This is a genomic window from Haemophilus parahaemolyticus (assembly GCF_018373095.1).
Taxonomy (GTDB): domain Bacteria; phylum Pseudomonadota; class Gammaproteobacteria; order Enterobacterales; family Pasteurellaceae; genus Haemophilus_A; species Haemophilus_A parahaemolyticus_A.
In genome coordinates, this window is sequence record NZ_JAHAHT010000001.1 from 1 (window position 1) to 16,785 (window position 16,785).

Below are 16,785 nucleotides of genomic sequence, written 5' to 3' on the forward strand. Positions count from 1 at the left end.
TTCACGACTTGTTGTTTGAAAAGTTGATTGTATTTAGTCATAAAAAAATCTGCACCTGAATCAGTTAGAAGTTTAGTCTAACTTTTGGGGTGCAGATCAAAATCCTGTACGGTTTTTTTGTTTTTGACTTCTTCAAGCGGTTAAAAAATTCTCAAAATTGGTAAGAAGTTTGATCCTAAATAAATAGTTTGAGTTTGATCACAAATTTTATGAGAAGTTTATGCTAAACTTGCTCTGTTTTTGTTTGTAACTAGATAGAGGTATCTATGGATTTTCTGATGAACTTAGGGGAAGGGACCCAGTTTGCAATTCAACTTGTGATTGTGTTGATCTGTTTGTTCTATGGAGCGAAAAAGGGAGGCATTGCACTTGGGATGCTTGGAGGAATTGGATTGATCGTTTTGGTATTTGGGTTTGGGATTGAACCAGGTAAACCAGCGATTGATGTAATGCTCACTATTCTTGCGGTGGTGGTAACCTCTGCAACCCTTCAAGCCAGCGGTGGTTTGGATGTAATGTTGCAAATTGCAGAAAAAATGCTGCGTAAAAACCCGAAATATGTGAGTATTCTTGCACCGTTTGTAACCTGTACGTTAACCATTCTTTGCGGTACAGGGCACGTGGTTTATACGATGTTGCCGATTATTTACGACATTGCGATTAAAAACGATATTCGCCCAGAGCGTCCGATGGCGGCAAGTTCAATTGCGTCTCAGTTAGGGATTATTGCTTCACCGGTATCAGTTGCAGTGGTGACTTTGACAGCGTTTTTAGTGAATTCAAAAACACCTCTCGCAGGTTTTGATGGTTATTTAGATTTATTGAAAATTACTGTGCCTTCAACCCTTTGCGGTGTGTTAGCGATAGGTATTTTCAGTTGGTTCCGTGGTAAAGACTTAGACAAAGACCCTGTGTTCCAAGAAAAAATCAAAAATCCAGAGTTCAAAAAATATGTGTATGGCGATTCTGCTTCACTTTTAGATAAAAAATTACCGCAATCAAGCTGGAATGCGATGTGGATTTTCTTCGGTGCGATTGTGGTTGTGGCGGTATTAGGTTATTTCAAAGAATTACGTCCTTCTTTTGATAAAACCGTGCCAGCTCAAGTGGTAGAGATTGTGGTTGATAATAAACCAGTTCAAAGCATCAACGTAAAAGAGGGTAAAATTGTCGCACAAGCGAAAGACGGCACCGTATTACTTGATGTGAAAGATAATAAAGCGAAAGCAAAAACCACTTTTGATAATGTGCAAGTATTAGATGAAAAAGGTAACGTGAAACAAACCATTGTTGCAGAAGAAGGCAAAGTGGTTGTTACTGTAAAAGATAAAGTGGAAAGCATTGAAAATGCGACCATCGTTTTGAAAGATACGATGAAAAAATCTTCACCACTTGGTATGGTGAATGTGATTCAGATCTTTATGTTGCTTGCAGGTGCATTGATTGTAATTTTCACCAAAATGGATGCGGGCAAAATCAGTAAAAATGAGATTTTCCGTTCAGGTATGATTGCCCTTGTTGCGGTGTTTGGTATCTCTTGGATGGCTGAAACAATGTTTGCGGTGCATACGCCAATGATGAAATCTGCATTAGGTGATATCGTACGTGCTCATCCTTGGACTTATGCGGTCATGTTGTTATTGATTTCTAAATTTGTAAATTCACAAGCTGCGGCATTGGTGGCATTCGTTCCACTTGCGTTAAATATCGGGGTTGAACCAGGTGTTATTTTGGCGTTCGCAAGTGCGTGTTACGGCTACTATATTTTACCAACTTACCCAAGTGATTTGGCGGCGATTCAATTTGACCGTTCAGGCACAACACATATCGGTAAATTTGTAATTAACCACAGTTTCATTCTACCAGGGTTAATTGGAGTGTTTACCGCTTGTGTATTTGGTTACCTTTTTGCAGGTATTTATGGCTATCTATAAATAGATAAGCATTTCCATACGCCACGTGAAATCCAGCGTGGCGTTTTTTTGTCTGAAATTTTTGACCATTTTTTAGATTATTGCTTTACAAATAAACAAGTTCAGACTATAATTTTGCTCTCATTTTGCACGGTAACGTGTAAAAACTGATGGTGCTTGCCTCATCAAGCCCCATCGAAGACTGTAGGAGTGCTTGGCACTTAATTATCCTACATAGATGGTGAACAGACAGAATTTCTCTGCTTCTGGACACCTTAGGCTCAAGAAGAAACGCGTAAGCGGTGAAATTTTTGAGGTTTTTTGTAATTCTGCTATGTAAATAGTAGAGTGTATCAGGAGCTAAAACCAATGGCATTAAATCTTCAAGACAAACAAGCAATTGTTGCTGAAGTAAATGAAGCTGCCAAAGGTGCCCTTTCAGCTGTTGTTGCGGATTCTCGTGGCGTAACAGTTGAGAAAATGACTGAGTTACGTAAAAATGCACGTGAAGCAGGTGTAACTATGCGCGTAGTACGTAATACTTTATTACGTCGTGCGGTAGAAGGCACTGAATTCGAATGCTTAAAAGATGCGTTTACTGGTCCAACTCTTATTGCTTTCTCAAATGAACACCCAGGTGCTGCAGCACGTTTGTTCACTGAGTTTGCAAAAGCAAACAAAGAGTTCGAAATTAAAGGTGCAGCCTTTGAAGGTAAAACACAAGATGTTGAATTCTTAGCAACATTACCAACTTACGAAGAAGCAATTGCACGTTTAATGGGCACAATGAAAGAAGCTGCGGCAGGCAAACTTGCTCGCACTCTTGCGGCATTACGCGACAAATTACAAGCAGAAGCGGCTTAATTTTCCGCCGTTTTCTCAAATCGTTTAACTTATTTACTTTAGGAATTGATTGTTATGTCATTAACTAACGAACAAATCATCGAAGCTATTGCTTCTAAATCAGTATCAGAAATCGTTGAATTAATCACAGCGATGGAAGAAAAATTCGGTGTTTCAGCAGCGGCAGCAGTAGCAGCAGCTCCAGCAGCAGGTGCAGCAGCGGCAGAAGAAAAAACTGAATTCGACGTAGTTCTTACTAATGCAGGTGCAAACAAAGTTGCTGTAATCAAAGCAGTACGTGGTGCAACTGGTTTAGGCTTAAAAGAAGCTAAAGACTTAGTAGAATCTGCTCCAGCTAACTTAAAAGAAGGCATTTCTAAAGCGGAAGCTGAAGCACTTAAAAAAGAATTAGAAGAAGCTGGTGCACAAGTAGAAATCAAATAATTTTGATTTTAACTTTTAACCTATCTTCAGGTTCAAGAGAAAGCCAATGGTTATGCCGTTGGCTTTTTCGTTTTAATCGTAACTTATCATATAACCCTTATCTTAACCGTTCTCAAGTTAACTATTTTCCTTTAACCCCCTCCCTTTCCTCTTCGTTTAAACAGCCTTAGATATTGATTCCAAGCTACATAGTACTATGTAGTCATTCTTCCTTGACAGGAAGAATGACCTTCTATTCTGAATAACTTTAACTTCTAGGAGTTAATATGAAAAAACTTTCTCTACTTTCATTAGGTCTTCTTCTCTCTATTCCTGCAATTTCTTTCGCTGAAACTGATAGTGATGCATTATTAGAACAAGAAATCCTCTCTGGCAAGGCTGCTAGTACTCAAACTAATATGGATTTAAATAAAGATTTAAACAACGCTACATCTGGTTTAGGGCGTTTCCGTTTTGGTGTATCCGTTGGTGGTGGATATTATAAAAGTGCTTCAGTCGATAATTATCCTAATATGAGTGGTTTAGCGGTTGAGTTAGGTCTTTATACTTTGGTGAACCCAATTCGTGATTGGGCTGATATTGAACTTGGAGTTAGAGGTTTATATGTTTTTCCTCACGATAAGAAGTCGGAAAATCAGAGAACAAGAATGGTGGAAGAAAAATCATACAGTGGCTTAGCTTCAGGTAGTGCATATGCAGGGTTAGTATTCCGTTTTCCAGGCGCTTCCTCTGCGATTGCAACAGGGGTATATCAAGATTTTGTTGCAAAATCGCAATTTTCTGAAAAACAAATTGTAGGTACAAATTTAAAAGATTCATTGAAATATAAACCAGGTCAGGGAGCTTATATAGAATATCAATGGACAGGTAAAGACAATCTGATTCCATTTGCTCGCTTTACTTATGGTACTTATAAATCTGAATACCAAACAGGGACACAAGTGCAAACTAATAGAGAAAAACTCTATGGACTCGTGTTGGGTGCAAAATTCTAATCTAATGCTATGCTTGTATAAAGATAACTTTATGCAAGCATTTTTTAGGAGCGAAAAAATGAAAAACTTTAAGAAAATATCACTTATGTTGACTGCGTTGTTTGCTCTGCCTACTGCTCATGCTTATCAGTGTAAAATTGATTTACAAAGTAATTATAGTGGTAGCAGTGTCTATATAAATAGTAATGGTGACACTTATGCAACTTTTGATTATGATGATGGGCGATATGATACGATGGAATATGTTTATGATCTTAAAAATTGTAAGAAAGTGTCTGATGGTGTGAAACAAAAGTCGAATATTTCTTCAGTATTAAGTCAAAATGGATTTCGTGAAATTGATCGTGATGAGGATATTTCTCCTTGGCTTACACATTATTATAGTTTAAATAAACAACGAGATGATTTTGTTTTTCGTGTTGATGATTTAGGGAGTCAAGAAAAACAAGGTTTAAGAGATTTATTTACTTATTCATTAGATAAAAGCCATTCTTTCACTTCGGCTGCAACAGCTGTTCTTAATACAAAATATGCCAAAACGAAACAATTTGGCTCAGTCATTGCTAGTCGTTATCTACAATCTCAGAATTTTGCTCGCTATGCCTCAAATATTGAACAAAAATTAATAAATTCTCCATTAAGTTTGAAAAATGATAATGATTTTAAACTTTTTTCTGCGATTCCATTTAAGTTAGTTGCTCAAAACACTGCTAAAAACGTATTTAAAATTACGCTTGAACCTGTATATCCATTGAATTTAAGTAAAGTGCCAACAATTGAAATGGCAGCAGATTGTCGGAATGTCGCGACAGGAAGTAGTTATAGTCGGACAGTTAGTGGCGGTTTTTTTGATTCAAATAATTATGAACAAACCGTTGTAGATAAAACGGAACGTTGTACTTTAAATGGTTATTCATCAAGTAAAAATTTAGAGGCTGGTTTAGAATCAACCGCAAAAATGCTTGGGCTCAGTACTGATATTTCTCTTCGTAATAATGAGTTAGGCACAAATAATAAAACTGATGTGTTAGATTCAAAAACTATTTCACAATCTCCTAGTAATAAAGCGTTTGCTCAATGTTTAACTAAGAGAGAGATATGTAAGTGGGAATGTAAGAGTGGGAGAGATGGGGATGCGTGTAGAAAATCATGCGATATGATACATGTTTGTGCTTATTAGCTAAATACGGTTATTTTCAGCGTGGGTAATCCTTTACCCACGTTTTTAGCTTTTGAATTTATTTGAAATAAAATATAGGAGGCAATTTTCTTTTAGTAAGTGGCAAATAAAGTTGTATTAGCTATAGAAAAAATGTATAATTGTCAGGCTATTTCCTTTTAAGGGATAGTGTCGTCCCGAAAGGGTGTTTTTTTTATTTAACGGAGCACTAATATGATCCAAGAACAGACTATGCTGGATGTTGCTGATAACTCAGGGGCTCGTAGCGTAATGTGTATCAAGGTTCTAGGTGGATCGCACCGTCGTTACGCTGCTATTGGCGATATCATCAAAGTTACTGTAAAAGAAGCAATTCCACGCGGTAAAGTGAAAAAAGGTGATGTGTTAAAAGCAGTTGTTGTGCGCACCAAGAAGGGTGTTCGTCGCCCAGATGGCTCAGTTATTCGTTTCGATGGCAATGCTTGTGTAATTTTAAATAATAACACTGAGCAACCAATCGGTACTCGTATTTTTGGACCTGTGACTCGTGAACTTCGTTCTGAAAAATTCATGAAGATCATTTCTTTAGCTCCAGAAGTACTGTAAGGGGAATGTAATGGCTGCTAAAATCCGTCAAAATGATGAAGTAATTGTTCTTGCTGGTAAAGACAAGGGCAAACGTGGTAAGGTAACTCAAGTGTTACCAAATGGTAAAGTTGTTGTTGAAGGTATCAACATCATCACTAAACACGAAAAACCAGTTCCTGCTTTAGGTAAAGCTGGTGGTTTAGTGAAAAAAGAAGCTGCAATCGATGGTTCAAACGTTGCAATCTTCAACCCGAAAACAAACAAAGCTGACCGTGTAGGTTTTAGATTCGAAGATGGTAAAAAAGTACGTTTCTTCAAATCTAATAATGAAATTATTTAATTAAAACTGGAGTAATGCGATGGCGAAACTGCATGATTACTACAGAGATACAGTAGTGAATGAATTAAAAGCAAAATTCAACTACTCATCTGTCATGCAAGTCCCACGAATCGAAAAGATTACCCTGAATATGGGTGTGGGTGAAGCATTGACCGACAAAAAACTTTTAGATAACGCAGTAGCAGATCTAACAGCAATCAGCGGTCAAAAACCTTTAATTACTAAAGCTCGTAAATCAGTTGCTGGCTTTAAAATCCGTCAGGGATATCCAATCGGATGTAAGGTAACTCTTCGCGGTGAACGCATGTGGGAGTTCTTTGAAAGATTGATTTCTATCGCTGTTCCACGTATCCGTGACTTCCGTGGTTTAAATGCGAAGTCTTTTGATGGTCGTGGTAATTACAGTATGGGTGTTCGTGAACAAATTATTTTCCCTGAAATCGACTACGATAAAGTAGATCGTGTACGTGGTTTAGATATTACTATTACCACAACAGCGAAAAATGACGAAGAAGGTCAAGCTTTATTAGCGGCTTTCAATTTCCCATTCCGTAAATAAGGTAGGTTATCGTGGCAAAACAATCAATGATTGCACGTGATGTAAAACGTGCGAAATTAGCTGATAAATTCTACGCAAAACGTGAAGAATTAAAGAAAATTATCTCATCTGAATCTGCTTCAGATGAAGAGCGTTGGGCAGCAGTCTTGAAGTTACAAACACTTCCACGTGATTCAAGCCCAATCCGTCAGCGTAATCGTTGCCGCCAAACTGGTCGTCCACACGGTGTACTTCGTAAGTTTGGTTTAAGCCGTATTAAGGTTCGTGAAGCTGCTATGCGCGGTGAAATTCCTGGCCTTAAGAAAGCAAGCTGGTAATAACCTCTTTTAGTTTGGAATCATGGGAGTAAATACATGAGCATGCAAGATCCAATCGCAGATATGCTGACCCGTATTCGTAACGGTCAAGCTGCGAATAAAGTTGCAATCAGTATGCCTTCATCTAAGTTAAAAGTTGCTATTGCAAGCGTTTTAGCTGAAGAAGGTTATGTTGAGAGCTTCAAAGTTGTTGAAGGTTCAAAACCTGAGTTGGAAATCACTTTAAAATATTTCCAAAACAAACCAGTAGTAGAAAGTATCCAACGCGTAAGCCGTCCTGGTCTTCGTATTTACAAACGTAAAGACGAATTACCAAAAGTAATGGGTGGTTTAGGTATCGCAGTTGTTTCTACATCGAAAGGTGTTATGACCGACCGTGCTGCACGTCAAGCAGGTCTCGGCGGTGAAATCATCTGTTACGTAGCATAATAGAGAGGTAGGAAAAATGTCTCGTGTTGCAAAAGCACCTGTTAATGTTCCTGCCGGTGTTCAAGTTACTTTGAACGGTCAGCTATTAACAGTTAAAGGTAAAAACGGCGAGTTATCTCGCGAAATTCATAATGCAGTTGAAGTAAAATACGAAGCTGATACATTAACATTCGCACCACGCGAAGGTCTTGCAGGTGCAGATGCGCAGGCAGGTACAGCTCGTGCATTAGTTAATGCTATGGTTATCGGTGTTACTGAAGGCTTTACGAAGAAATTACAATTAGTTGGTGTTGGTTATAGAGCACAAATGAAAGGTAACTCAGTTGCTTTAAGTTTAGGTTTCTCACACCCAATTGAACACGCGTTGCCAGCTGGTGTAACTGGTGAATGTCCATCACAAACTGAGATCGTTCTCAAAAGTGCAGACAAACAGTTAATTGGCCAAGTAGCAGCAGATATTCGTGCATATCGCCGTCCAGAGCCTTATAAAGGCAAAGGTGTACGTTACGCTGATGAAGTTGTACGTACTAAAGAAGCGAAGAAAAAGTAAAGTAAGGTAACACTATGGATAAGAAAGTAGCTCGTATCCGTCGTGCAACCCGTGCACGTCATTTAATGAGAGAGCAAGGTGCAACACGTTTAGTTGTGCATCGCACACCTCGCCATATTTATGCGCAGGTAATTGCACCTAATGGCTCAGAAGTTTTAGCAGCAGCTTCAACTGTTGAAAAAGAAATTAAAGAGCAAGTTAAATACACTGGTAATAAAGACGCAGCTGCAGTAGTTGGTAAATTAGTTGCAGAACGTGCTTTAGCTAAAGGTGTTCAAGCGGTTGCATTTGATCGTTCAGGTTTCAAATACCACGGTCGTGTGCAAGCATTAGCAGACGCTGCTCGTGAAGCTGGTCTACAGTTCTAATAGAGGAATTTGAGATGTCAAACATCGAAAAACAAGCTGGTGAACTGCAAGAGAAGCTAATCGCGGTTAACCGTGTATCAAAAACCGTTAAAGGTGGTCGTATCATGAGTTTCACTGCTTTAACAGTAGTGGGCGATGGTAATGGTCGTGTAGGTTTTGGTTACGGTAAAGCACGTGAAGTTCCAGCAGCGATCCAAAAGGCGATGGAAAAAGCTCGTCGCAATATGATCAATGTAGCTTTAAACGAAGGTACATTACAACACCCTGTTAAAGGTTCACATACAGGTTCACGCGTATTCATGCAACCAGCAAGCGAAGGTACTGGTATCATCGCAGGTGGTGCAATGCGTGCAGTGTTAGAAGTTGCGGGTGTTCGTAACGTTCTTTCTAAAGCATACGGTTCAACTAACCCAATTAACGTTGTTCGTGCAACAATTGATGCACTTGAGAACATGAAATCACCTGAAATGGTTGCTGCAAAACGTGGCAAAACAGTTGAAGAAATTTTGGGGTAATTGAATATGGCAAAAATTAAAGTAACTCAAACTCGTAGCTCTATTGCTCGTTTACCGAAACATAAAGCAACGTTAAAAGGCTTAGGTCTTCGTCATATTCGTCATACCGTAGAACTTGAAGATACTCCAGCAGTACGCGGTATGATCAATCAAGTTTCTTATATGGTTAAAGTGGAGGAGTAATAGAATGCGTTTAAATACTCTTTCTCCAGCTGAAGGTGCTAAGCACAATGCTAAACGTTTAGGTCGTGGTATTGGTTCTGGTTTAGGTAAAACTGGTGGTCGTGGTCACAAAGGTCAAAAATCTCGTACAGGCGGCGGTGTTCGTCGTGGTTTCGAGGGTGGTCAAATGCCTTTATACCGTCGTTTACCAAAATTTGGTTTTACTTCATTAAAATCATTCCGCGTTGCTGAAATTCGTTTAAACGACTTAGCGAAAGTAGATGGCGAAGTTGTAACTTTAGAAGCGTTAAAAGCGGCTAACGTAATCACTAAAGATATCTTATCTGCAAAAGTAATCTTAGCAGGTAAAATTGAAAAAGCGGTTAAAGTTAAAGGCTTAGGTGTAACTAAAGGTGCTAAAGCTGCTATCGAAGCTGCTGGTGGTTCTATCGAGGAATAATAAATGGCAAAGCAACCAGGGTACCAAGGTAGTACACAAAAAGGAACTGGCGAGCTTAAATCAAGATTATTATTTGTTTTAGGTGCGTTAATCGTATTCCGTATCGGTTCTTTTATACCTGTTCCTGGCATTGATGCTTCTGTTTTATCTGAGTTAGTTCGACAACAACAAGGCACCATCATTGATATGTTTAATATGTTCTCTGGTGGTGCATTAAGCAGAGCTTCTATATTTGCATTAGGTATTATGCCTTACATCTCTGCGTCAATTATTATCCAATTATTGACAGCAATTCACCCACCTTTAGCTGAATTGAAAAAAGAAGGCGAAGCTGGGCGTCGTAAAATTAGCAAATATACACGCTATGCAACTTTGTTATTAGCATTTATTCAGTCTATTGGTATCTCAATTGCCCTTCCTAATATGTTGTCAGGATTAGTACCTAATCCGAACATGTTATTCTATATCACAGCCGTAATTAGTTTAGTAACAGGAACAATGTTCTTAATGTGGCTAGGTGAGCAAATTACAGAGCGTGGTATTGGTAATGGTATTTCTTTAATTATCTTTGCAGGTATCGTTGCGGGTCTTCCAGCAACAATCGGTCAAACAATTGAAGAAGCAAGACAAGGCGAGATTTCATTTCTTGTTTTACTACTAATAGCAATTATCGCATTTGCAGTAACATATTTTGTTGTCTTTGTTGAACGTGGACAAAGAAGAATTGTGGTAAACTATGCAAGTCGCCAACAAGGTAGAATGATGGCACCTGCAAGATCATCTCATTTACCATTAAAAGTAAATATGGCAGGTGTAATCCCTGCAATCTTTGCCTCTAGTATCATTTTATTCCCTGCAAGTATTACGCAGTGGTTTGGTCAAAGTAGCGAAGGTTTTGAATGGTTATTTGATTTATCTCAATTACTACAGCCAGGACAGCCGTTATACATTGTATTATTTACGATGGCTGTAATTTTCTTTGCTTTCTTTTATACAGGAATGCAGTATAATCCACGAGATACAGCGGATAATCTTAAGAAATCAGGTGCGTTTGTACCAGGTTATAGACCAGGCGAACAAACATCGCGTTATATTGATAGAGTAATGACTCGTTTAACTTTAATTGGTGCGTTGTATATTACCTTTGTTTGTTTGGTTCCTTATATCATTACATCATTATGGAAAGTGCCATTTCAATTAGGCGGTACTTCATTATTAATCGTAGTGGTAGTTATTATGGATTTCATCGCACAGGTTCAAAGTCATATGATGTCTTTACAATATGATTCTGTGTTGAAGAAAGCCAATTTGAAAGGCTTAGGGCAATAGCCCTTAAAAAAGGATAAGCAATGAAAGTTCGTGCTTCAGTTAAAAGAATGTGCCGTAACTGTAAAGTTGTTAAACGTGAAGGTGTTGTTCGCGTAATTTGTAGCGATCCTAAACACAAACAACGTCAAGGTTAATCGTATATTTCTTGCAAAGAACCCGCTGAGCAGGTATACTGCTCAGCTCATTCGTCCTGATATGCTGTTTGAGTATCCTGAAACGGGCTTTTCAAGATCAGCATATCAATAAACTTTAAATAATAGGAGTGCATAGTGGCCCGTATTGCAGGCATTAACATTCCTGATCAAAAACACACTGTAATCGCATTAACTGCAATTTACGGTATCGGTAAAACTCGTGCTAAAGCTATTTGTGCTGCAGCGGGTATTGCTGAAGATGTAAAGATCAGAGAATTGTCTGAAGAGCAGATTGAAAAACTGCGTGAAGAAGTTGGTAAATTTACTGTCGAAGGTGATTTACGTCGTGAAGTAACTTTAAGCATCAAACGTCTTTTAGACCTAGGTTGCTACCGTGGTTTACGTCATCGTCGTAGTTTACCAGTACGTGGTCAACGTACTAAGACTAATGCGCGTACTCGTAAGGGTCCACGCAAACCGATCAAAAAATAGTCGGAGTAGATAATAATGGCTAAAACACCAGTTCGCGCACGTAAGCGCGTTAAAAAACAGATTGCAGATGGCGTAGCTCATATCCACGCATCTTTCAATAACACAATCGTAACCATCACTGACCGTCAAGGTAACGCATTAGCATGGGCTACTGCTGGTGGTTCAGGTTTCCGTGGTTCTCGTAAATCAACTCCATTCGCTGCTCAAGTTGCTGCAGAGCGTTGTGCAGAAATGGTTAAAGAATTTGGTTTAAAGAATTTGGAAGTTATGGTTAAAGGTCCGGGTCCAGGTCGTGAATCAACAATCCGTGCATTAAATGCAGCAGGTTTTCGTATCACGAACATTACAGATGTGACTCCGATTCCTCATAACGGTTGTCGTCCACCGAAAAAACGTCGCGTATAATTGACGTTAGAATAATTGGAGAAAGAAAATGGCAAGATATTTGGGTCCTAAGCTCAAGCTAAGCCGTCGTGAAGGTACTGATTTGTTCTTAAAATCAGGCGTTCGTGCGATTGAATCAAAATGTAGAAATAGACTTGATGTAGCACCAGGTCAACACGGTGCTCGTAAGCCACGTTTATCTGACTATGGTAGTCAGTTACGTGAAAAACAAAAAGTTCGCCGCATCTATGGTATTTTAGAGCGTCAATTCCGTAACTATTACAAAGAAGCTAACCGCTTAAAAGGTAATACGGGTGAGAACTTATTAGTATTATTAGAAGGTCGTTTAGACAACGTAGTTTACCGTATGGGTTTTGCAGCTACTCGTGCTGAAGCACGTCAATTAGTAAGCCACAAATCTATCGTAGTAAATGGTCGTGTAGTAAATATTCCTTCATTCCAAGTTTCTGTTGATGATGTAGTTGCTGTTCGTGAAAAATCTAAAAAACAAGCACGTATTAAAGCATCATTAGAATTAGCTACTCAACGTGAAAAACCAACTTGGTTAGAAGTTGATGCAACTAAAATGGAAGGTGTATTTAAACGTACCCCTGAACGCTCTGATTTATCAGCAGACATCAATGAACATCTGATCGTTGAGCTTTACTCTAAATAATAGTTAATTTACTTAACACATATTATTTAATTATCAGTAAGCTTATAAACAAAGAGAGGATAAAATGCAGGGTTCTGTGACAGAATTTTTAAAGCCGCACTTAGTGAATATTGAACAAATTAGTTTAACTCACGCAAAAGTGACCCTAGAGCCGTTAGAACGTGGTTTTGGCCATACATTAGGTAACGCACTCCGTCGCATTTTACTTTCGTCAATGCCAGGCTGTGCCGTAACTGAAGTTGAAATTGATGGTGTATTACATGAATACAGCAGCAAGGAAGGCGTACAAGAAGATATTCTTGAAGTATTATTAAACCTTAAAGGTCTAGCGGTAAAAGTGCAAAACAAAGATGATATTGTTTTGACACTAACTAAATCTGGAATTGGCCCTGTGACTGCAGGCGACATTACACATGATGGTGATGTTGAAATTGTAAATCCTAACCATATTATTTGTCATTTGACAGATAAAAATGCGACCATCAATATGCGTATTCGTGTACAACGTGGTCGTGGTTATGTACCAGCATCAGCTCGTGTACATGCTCAAGACGATGATCGTCCTATCGGTCGTTTACTTGTAGATGCACGTTTCAGCCCAATTGATCGCATTGCTTATAATGTAGAAGCGGCTCGTGTTGAACAACGTACGGACTTAGATAAACTCGTTATTGAGATGGAAACAAATGGCACAATCGATCCAGAAGAAGCCATCCGTCGTGCTGCAACGATCTTAGCTGAACAGTTAGACGCATTTGTTGATTTACGTGATGTTCGTCAACCAGAAGTGAAAGAAGAGAAACCAGAGTTTGATCCGATTTTACTCCGTCCAGTTGATGATCTTGAATTAACAGTTCGTTCTGCTAACTGTTTGAAAGCAGAGACAATTCACTATATCGGTGATTTAGTACAACGTACAGAAGTTGAGTTATTAAAAACGCCTAATCTTGGTAAGAAATCACTTACAGAGATTAAAGATGTTCTCGCTTCTCGTGGCTTATCACTGGGTATGCGCCTTGAAAATTGGCCACCAGCAAGCATTGCTGAAGACTAATTTCGGGTCAATAGATTTTCTAAGAAGGAATAGGTTATGCGCCATCGTAAGAGTGGACGTCAATTAAACCGTAACAGCAGCCATCGCCAAGCGATGTTCCGTAATATGGCAAGTTCTTTAGTTGAACACGAAATCATCAAAACAACATTGCCTAAAGCTAAAGAGTTACGTCGTGTAGTTGAACCATTAATTACTTTAGCAAAAGAAGACAGCGTTGCAAACCGTCGTTTAGCTTTTGCTCGTACACGCAACATCGAAACAGTTGCTAAATTATTCAATGAATTAGGTCCACGTTTTGCACAACGTGCGGGTGGTTATACTCGCATCTTAAAATGTGGTTTCCGTGCAGGCGACAATGCTCCAATGGCATACATTGAGCTTGTAGATCGTCCTGAAGTTTCAGCTGAAGCTGCGGAATAATTTAAACTCAGATTGAGTTAGCTTTTTTGAGGTTGATTTTGGTATTCCAAAATCAACTTTTTTATTATGGTGAGATCGTATTTTTAGAAAAGTGCGATTTTACCCAGTAATATCAAAATGTAAGTAAATTTTTCTGCAGAAAATTGCCCATTTTTAACCGCTTGTATCATGTTAAGTTTAAATTCAGGTGAGTAATTTCGCTTCTTATCTAGCATAGCTAACTCATTGATTCTACTAATTAAATTGGCTAACCCAATATTGCAATGTTCTGCTGGCAAGTTGAAAATGTTTACGGGTAAGTGAATGATTTTTACTATTTTGAAGAAAAATTCAATGACTTGTTATTTAAAAAGAGTGTTGTATTCGGTCATAAAAAATCTGTACTTTAGTCAGTTGGTTGTTTAGTCCAACTTTTGAAACAGAGCAAAAAGGTTTACCTTTATCCGACGTCCAAATCGTGAGTGCTTATAAGGGCTATGATTAGGATAATTTAAGCAAGTTCAATCGTGTAAAATATTTACAAAATTGAACCGCTTTGATAATATCAGCTTTTTTGTTACACAAACCAGCCTGTTGTTGTGACGGATTTCTCATCCATCAATTTGACAAAGCCGTAAATCACACGGAAAAGATACCAAATTCCCACCGCAAAAAGTACCAAAATGCCAATGCCGATAAAGCTAAGGATAAATCCTATCACCGTACCCGCGACTGAGCCCCAGAAGGTTCGAATCAGAAAGGTAAGATGGTTATGGTAAAGTGAATTTGGCAACATATCTTGTCGTTTGGTATAAGCCAAAATCACACCTGCGATAGCAGGTAAACCGCCGAAAATAGCACCTGCTCCAAATAGCACATATGTGATAATCATCATAGTGCGTTGATTTGGATTGTGAGGTGGTTGCAATAATGGCTCGTTCATCATCATTCCTATTTGTAAAAAAATCTGATTATTTGACCGCTTGTCTATTTACTGATTTTCCAAATTGATTTCCAATCAAGAACGCAATCAAGCCTAAAACAAGCGATGGCACAATGGCGTGGAAGCTGAAAATGCTGATTTTAAAGGTTGAGATAATCACATAGCTGATTAAGCCGACCAACATTGAACTCATTGCACCTGTTGCATTCGCTTTGTCCCAATAAAGCCCGAGTACGATTACCCATAAGAAGGTTGCCTCTAAACCGCCGAGTGAGAGTAAGTTCAGCCAAATTAGCATATCTGGTGGATTAAGAGCGGCAAACACGAGCAAGAAAGTAAAGGTGAGCGTGGTGAGCGTTGAGAACAGTTTGAGTTTACTCTCGTTATGCACTGCACTTGGTTTTACCGCAAGGTATAAATCTTTAATCAATGTTGAGGAAGATTGAATAAGTAGTGAGTCGATGGAAGACATAATGGCTGCCATCGGTGCGGCAAGGAAAATGCCTGCTACGACAGGTGGTAATACTTGTATCATTAACATTGGAATCACTTGATCGGGAATCTTTAAATCTGGCACAACTGCACGTCCAATCACGCCAGTTAAGTGCATTCCAAGCATTAAAAGAGAGACGACTAATGTACCTATAACTAATGCTCGATGGAGAGATTGGCTATCTTTATATGCCATACTTCTAACCGCAAGCGGTGGTAAGCCAATCAAACCAAAGCAAACAAGTACCCAGAACGACGTCATAAAAGTGAAGTCAAGCGGACGTTCATCAATACCATATGGAGCAAGTAGCTGCGGGTTGATGTTGTTCAAAGTCTCCATTGCATTTTCTAGCCCGTTAGCAGCATAAATTACGCCACCAAGAAGGAAAAATGTACCGATAAGCATGACTAGACCTTGCACAGTATCGGTCATTACCACAGCACGGAATCCTCCGATGAAGGTATAAATGCCAACGGTAACTGCAAAAATCATCACTGCTAGCTTGTAGTCCATTCCCAGCGTGGTTTCAAGCAAGCGACCTGCTCCGATAAATTGTACCGTCATCATCGCAAAGAAAGAGAGTAATAATGCAAGACTTGCGATCCACACGACGAAGCGATTTTTGTAACGTGCAAATAGTAAATCGTTAATGGTAACTGCTTTATGTTTGCGAGCGAGTTGGGCGAATTTTTTGCCAAGTACGCCTAATGCGAGCAATACAGCGGGTACTTGGATCATTGCAAGTAATACCCAGCCTAATCCATATTTGTAAGCCGCTCCTGGACCACCAATAAAAGAACTCGCCCCCACGTAGGTAGCTGCGGTAGTCATTGCCAATACAAAGCCAGACATTGAGCGATTGCCTACATAATATTCAGATAAGAAACTGCCGCCTTGACGTTGGCGATAAGCATAATATGCCACGCCAAACACAAACAAAAGATAGGCAATCAGTGGGATAACCATTTCCATATTCATCGCTTATTCCTCCACGTTGCTGTCTAAGTCAATATTTTGATACACCTTTTTCACCACGATGTACACCAACAGGGTAAACAGAAGCGGTAGAAAAACGCAAGAAAGTTCGAACCAAATCGGTAAGCCTAGAATGCCTAATTTCACAGGGAAAAAGTAGGCTAAAATAATCCAGCCGAACATATAGAGTATGGTTAAGCCCAAAGCCCATTGAGCCTCTCTCGTCAGTTGTTTTGTTTGCATAAAAACTCCTTTTGTGCTTTT

Annotated in this window: 25 protein-coding genes and 1 pseudogene; 22 read left to right on the plus strand and 4 right to left on the minus strand. The window is 39.0% G+C overall.

The window, feature by feature from the left end:
• The first annotated feature begins 266 nt into the window (after positions 1 to 266).
• The 22 genes from KH943_RS00005 (at position 267) to rplQ (ending at position 14,131) form a co-directional block, all read left to right on the plus strand.
• Positions 267 to 1,934 (plus strand): anaerobic C4-dicarboxylate transporter, encoded by a 1,668-nt coding sequence (locus tag KH943_RS00005; RefSeq protein WP_304106079.1) that lies wholly within the window; start codon positions 267 to 269, stop codon positions 1,932 to 1,934.
• Positions 1,935 to 2,282: 348 nt separating this feature from the next.
• Positions 2,283 to 2,777, plus strand: a complete 495-nt coding sequence (rplJ, locus tag KH943_RS00010; RefSeq protein WP_005705978.1) for a 50S ribosomal protein L10 — start codon at positions 2,283 to 2,285, stop codon at positions 2,775 to 2,777.
• 54 nt (positions 2,778 to 2,831) lie between these two features.
• On the plus strand, positions 2,832 to 3,200 hold the full coding sequence (rplL, locus tag KH943_RS00015) for a 50S ribosomal protein L7/L12 (RefSeq protein WP_304106083.1): 369 nt from the start codon (positions 2,832 to 2,834) through the stop codon (positions 3,198 to 3,200).
• Between the two features lie 266 nt (positions 3,201 to 3,466).
• Positions 3,467 to 4,195, plus strand: a complete 729-nt coding sequence (locus tag KH943_RS00020) for a hypothetical protein (RefSeq protein ID WP_304106085.1) — start codon at positions 3,467 to 3,469, stop codon at positions 4,193 to 4,195.
• Positions 4,196 to 4,253: 58 nt separating this feature from the next.
• A complete protein-coding gene (locus KH943_RS00025) occupies positions 4,254 to 5,375 on the plus strand; it encodes a hypothetical protein (RefSeq protein ID WP_304106086.1) in 1,122 nt (373 codons plus the stop codon).
• Between the two features lie 213 nt (positions 5,376 to 5,588).
• Positions 5,589 to 5,960, plus strand: coding sequence for a 50S ribosomal protein L14 (gene rplN, locus KH943_RS00030; protein WP_005619403.1), 372 nt, complete (start codon positions 5,589 to 5,591; stop codon positions 5,958 to 5,960).
• Positions 5,961 to 5,970: 10 nt separating this feature from the next.
• Positions 5,971 to 6,282, plus strand: coding sequence for a 50S ribosomal protein L24 (gene rplX / locus KH943_RS00035; RefSeq protein ID WP_005705990.1), 312 nt, complete (start codon positions 5,971 to 5,973; stop codon positions 6,280 to 6,282).
• Positions 6,283 to 6,301: 19 nt separating this feature from the next.
• The gene (gene rplE / locus KH943_RS00040) at positions 6,302 to 6,841 is read left to right on the plus strand and encodes a 50S ribosomal protein L5 (RefSeq protein WP_005705961.1); all 540 of its coding nucleotides are present in this window, start codon (positions 6,302 to 6,304) and stop codon (positions 6,839 to 6,841) included.
• 11 nt (positions 6,842 to 6,852) lie between these two features.
• Positions 6,853 to 7,158, plus strand: a complete 306-nt coding sequence (gene rpsN, locus KH943_RS00045) for a 30S ribosomal protein S14 (protein WP_005705950.1) — start codon at positions 6,853 to 6,855, stop codon at positions 7,156 to 7,158.
• Positions 7,159 to 7,194: 36 nt separating this feature from the next.
• Entirely contained in the window at positions 7,195 to 7,587 is a 393-nt protein-coding gene (rpsH, locus tag KH943_RS00050; protein WP_005705955.1) for a 30S ribosomal protein S8, read from the plus strand.
• 16 nt (positions 7,588 to 7,603) lie between these two features.
• A complete protein-coding gene (rplF, locus tag KH943_RS00055) occupies positions 7,604 to 8,137 on the plus strand; it encodes a 50S ribosomal protein L6 (protein ID WP_005705968.1) in 534 nt (177 codons plus the stop codon).
• A 14-nt stretch (positions 8,138 to 8,151) separates the two neighbouring features.
• A complete protein-coding gene (gene rplR, locus KH943_RS00060; RefSeq protein WP_005706001.1) occupies positions 8,152 to 8,505 on the plus strand; it encodes a 50S ribosomal protein L18 in 354 nt (117 codons plus the stop codon).
• Positions 8,506 to 8,519: 14 nt separating this feature from the next.
• Positions 8,520 to 9,020 carry a 30S ribosomal protein S5 gene (gene rpsE / locus KH943_RS00065; protein WP_005705945.1) on the plus strand — a complete coding sequence of 167 codons (501 nt, stop codon included), beginning with the start codon at positions 8,520 to 8,522 and terminating at the stop codon, positions 9,018 to 9,020.
• 6 nt (positions 9,021 to 9,026) lie between these two features.
• Positions 9,027 to 9,203, plus strand: coding sequence for a 50S ribosomal protein L30 (gene rpmD / locus KH943_RS00070; protein WP_006250021.1), 177 nt, complete (start codon positions 9,027 to 9,029; stop codon positions 9,201 to 9,203).
• 4 nt (positions 9,204 to 9,207) lie between these two features.
• Positions 9,208 to 9,642: a 50S ribosomal protein L15 gene (gene rplO, locus KH943_RS00075; RefSeq protein ID WP_304106148.1), complete on the plus strand. Its 435-nt coding sequence runs from the start codon at positions 9,208 to 9,210 to the stop codon at positions 9,640 to 9,642.
• Between the two features lie 3 nt (positions 9,643 to 9,645).
• Positions 9,646 to 10,971 (plus strand): preprotein translocase subunit SecY, encoded by a 1,326-nt coding sequence (secY, locus tag KH943_RS00080; protein WP_005705999.1) that lies wholly within the window; start codon positions 9,646 to 9,648, stop codon positions 10,969 to 10,971.
• A 20-nt stretch (positions 10,972 to 10,991) separates the two neighbouring features.
• The gene (gene rpmJ, locus KH943_RS00085; RefSeq protein ID WP_005705974.1) at positions 10,992 to 11,105 is read left to right on the plus strand and encodes a 50S ribosomal protein L36; all 114 of its coding nucleotides are present in this window, start codon (positions 10,992 to 10,994) and stop codon (positions 11,103 to 11,105) included.
• 135 nt (positions 11,106 to 11,240) lie between these two features.
• Positions 11,241 to 11,597: a 30S ribosomal protein S13 gene (rpsM, locus tag KH943_RS00090; protein WP_005705966.1), complete on the plus strand. Its 357-nt coding sequence runs from the start codon at positions 11,241 to 11,243 to the stop codon at positions 11,595 to 11,597.
• 15 nt (positions 11,598 to 11,612) lie between these two features.
• Positions 11,613 to 12,002 carry a 30S ribosomal protein S11 gene (gene rpsK, locus KH943_RS00095; protein WP_005705959.1) on the plus strand — a complete coding sequence of 130 codons (390 nt, stop codon included), beginning with the start codon at positions 11,613 to 11,615 and terminating at the stop codon, positions 12,000 to 12,002.
• Between the two features lie 28 nt (positions 12,003 to 12,030).
• Positions 12,031 to 12,657, plus strand: a complete 627-nt coding sequence (rpsD, locus tag KH943_RS00100; protein WP_005705947.1) for a 30S ribosomal protein S4 — start codon at positions 12,031 to 12,033, stop codon at positions 12,655 to 12,657.
• 64 nt (positions 12,658 to 12,721) lie between these two features.
• Positions 12,722 to 13,711: a DNA-directed RNA polymerase subunit alpha gene (locus tag KH943_RS00105; protein ID WP_304106160.1), complete on the plus strand. Its 990-nt coding sequence runs from the start codon at positions 12,722 to 12,724 to the stop codon at positions 13,709 to 13,711.
• Positions 13,712 to 13,747: 36 nt separating this feature from the next.
• The gene (gene rplQ / locus KH943_RS00110; protein ID WP_005708118.1) at positions 13,748 to 14,131 is read left to right on the plus strand and encodes a 50S ribosomal protein L17; all 384 of its coding nucleotides are present in this window, start codon (positions 13,748 to 13,750) and stop codon (positions 14,129 to 14,131) included.
• Between the two features lie 131 nt (positions 14,132 to 14,262).
• On the opposite strand, the pseudogene KH943_RS00115 reads toward rplQ, so the two are convergent.
• The 4 genes and pseudogenes from KH943_RS00115 to KH943_RS00130 all read right to left on the minus strand — a co-directional run.
• Positions 14,263 to 14,466: pseudogene (locus KH943_RS00115) on the minus strand (IS3 family transposase); the annotation flags it as partial.
• Positions 14,467 to 14,687: 221 nt separating this feature from the next.
• Entirely contained in the window at positions 14,688 to 15,053 is a 366-nt protein-coding gene (locus KH943_RS00120) for a DUF4870 family protein (RefSeq protein ID WP_304106164.1), read from the minus strand.
• Between the two features lie 28 nt (positions 15,054 to 15,081).
• Complete coding sequence (panF, locus tag KH943_RS00125; protein ID WP_304106166.1) at positions 15,082 to 16,524, minus strand: sodium/pantothenate symporter; 1,443 nt, start codon at positions 16,522 to 16,524, stop codon at positions 15,082 to 15,084.
• 3 nt (positions 16,525 to 16,527) lie between these two features.
• Positions 16,528 to 16,764 carry a YhdT family protein gene (locus KH943_RS00130; RefSeq protein ID WP_304106168.1) on the minus strand — a complete coding sequence of 79 codons (237 nt, stop codon included), beginning with the start codon at positions 16,762 to 16,764 and terminating at the stop codon, positions 16,528 to 16,530.
• Between the last annotated feature and the right edge of the window lie 21 nt (positions 16,765 to 16,785).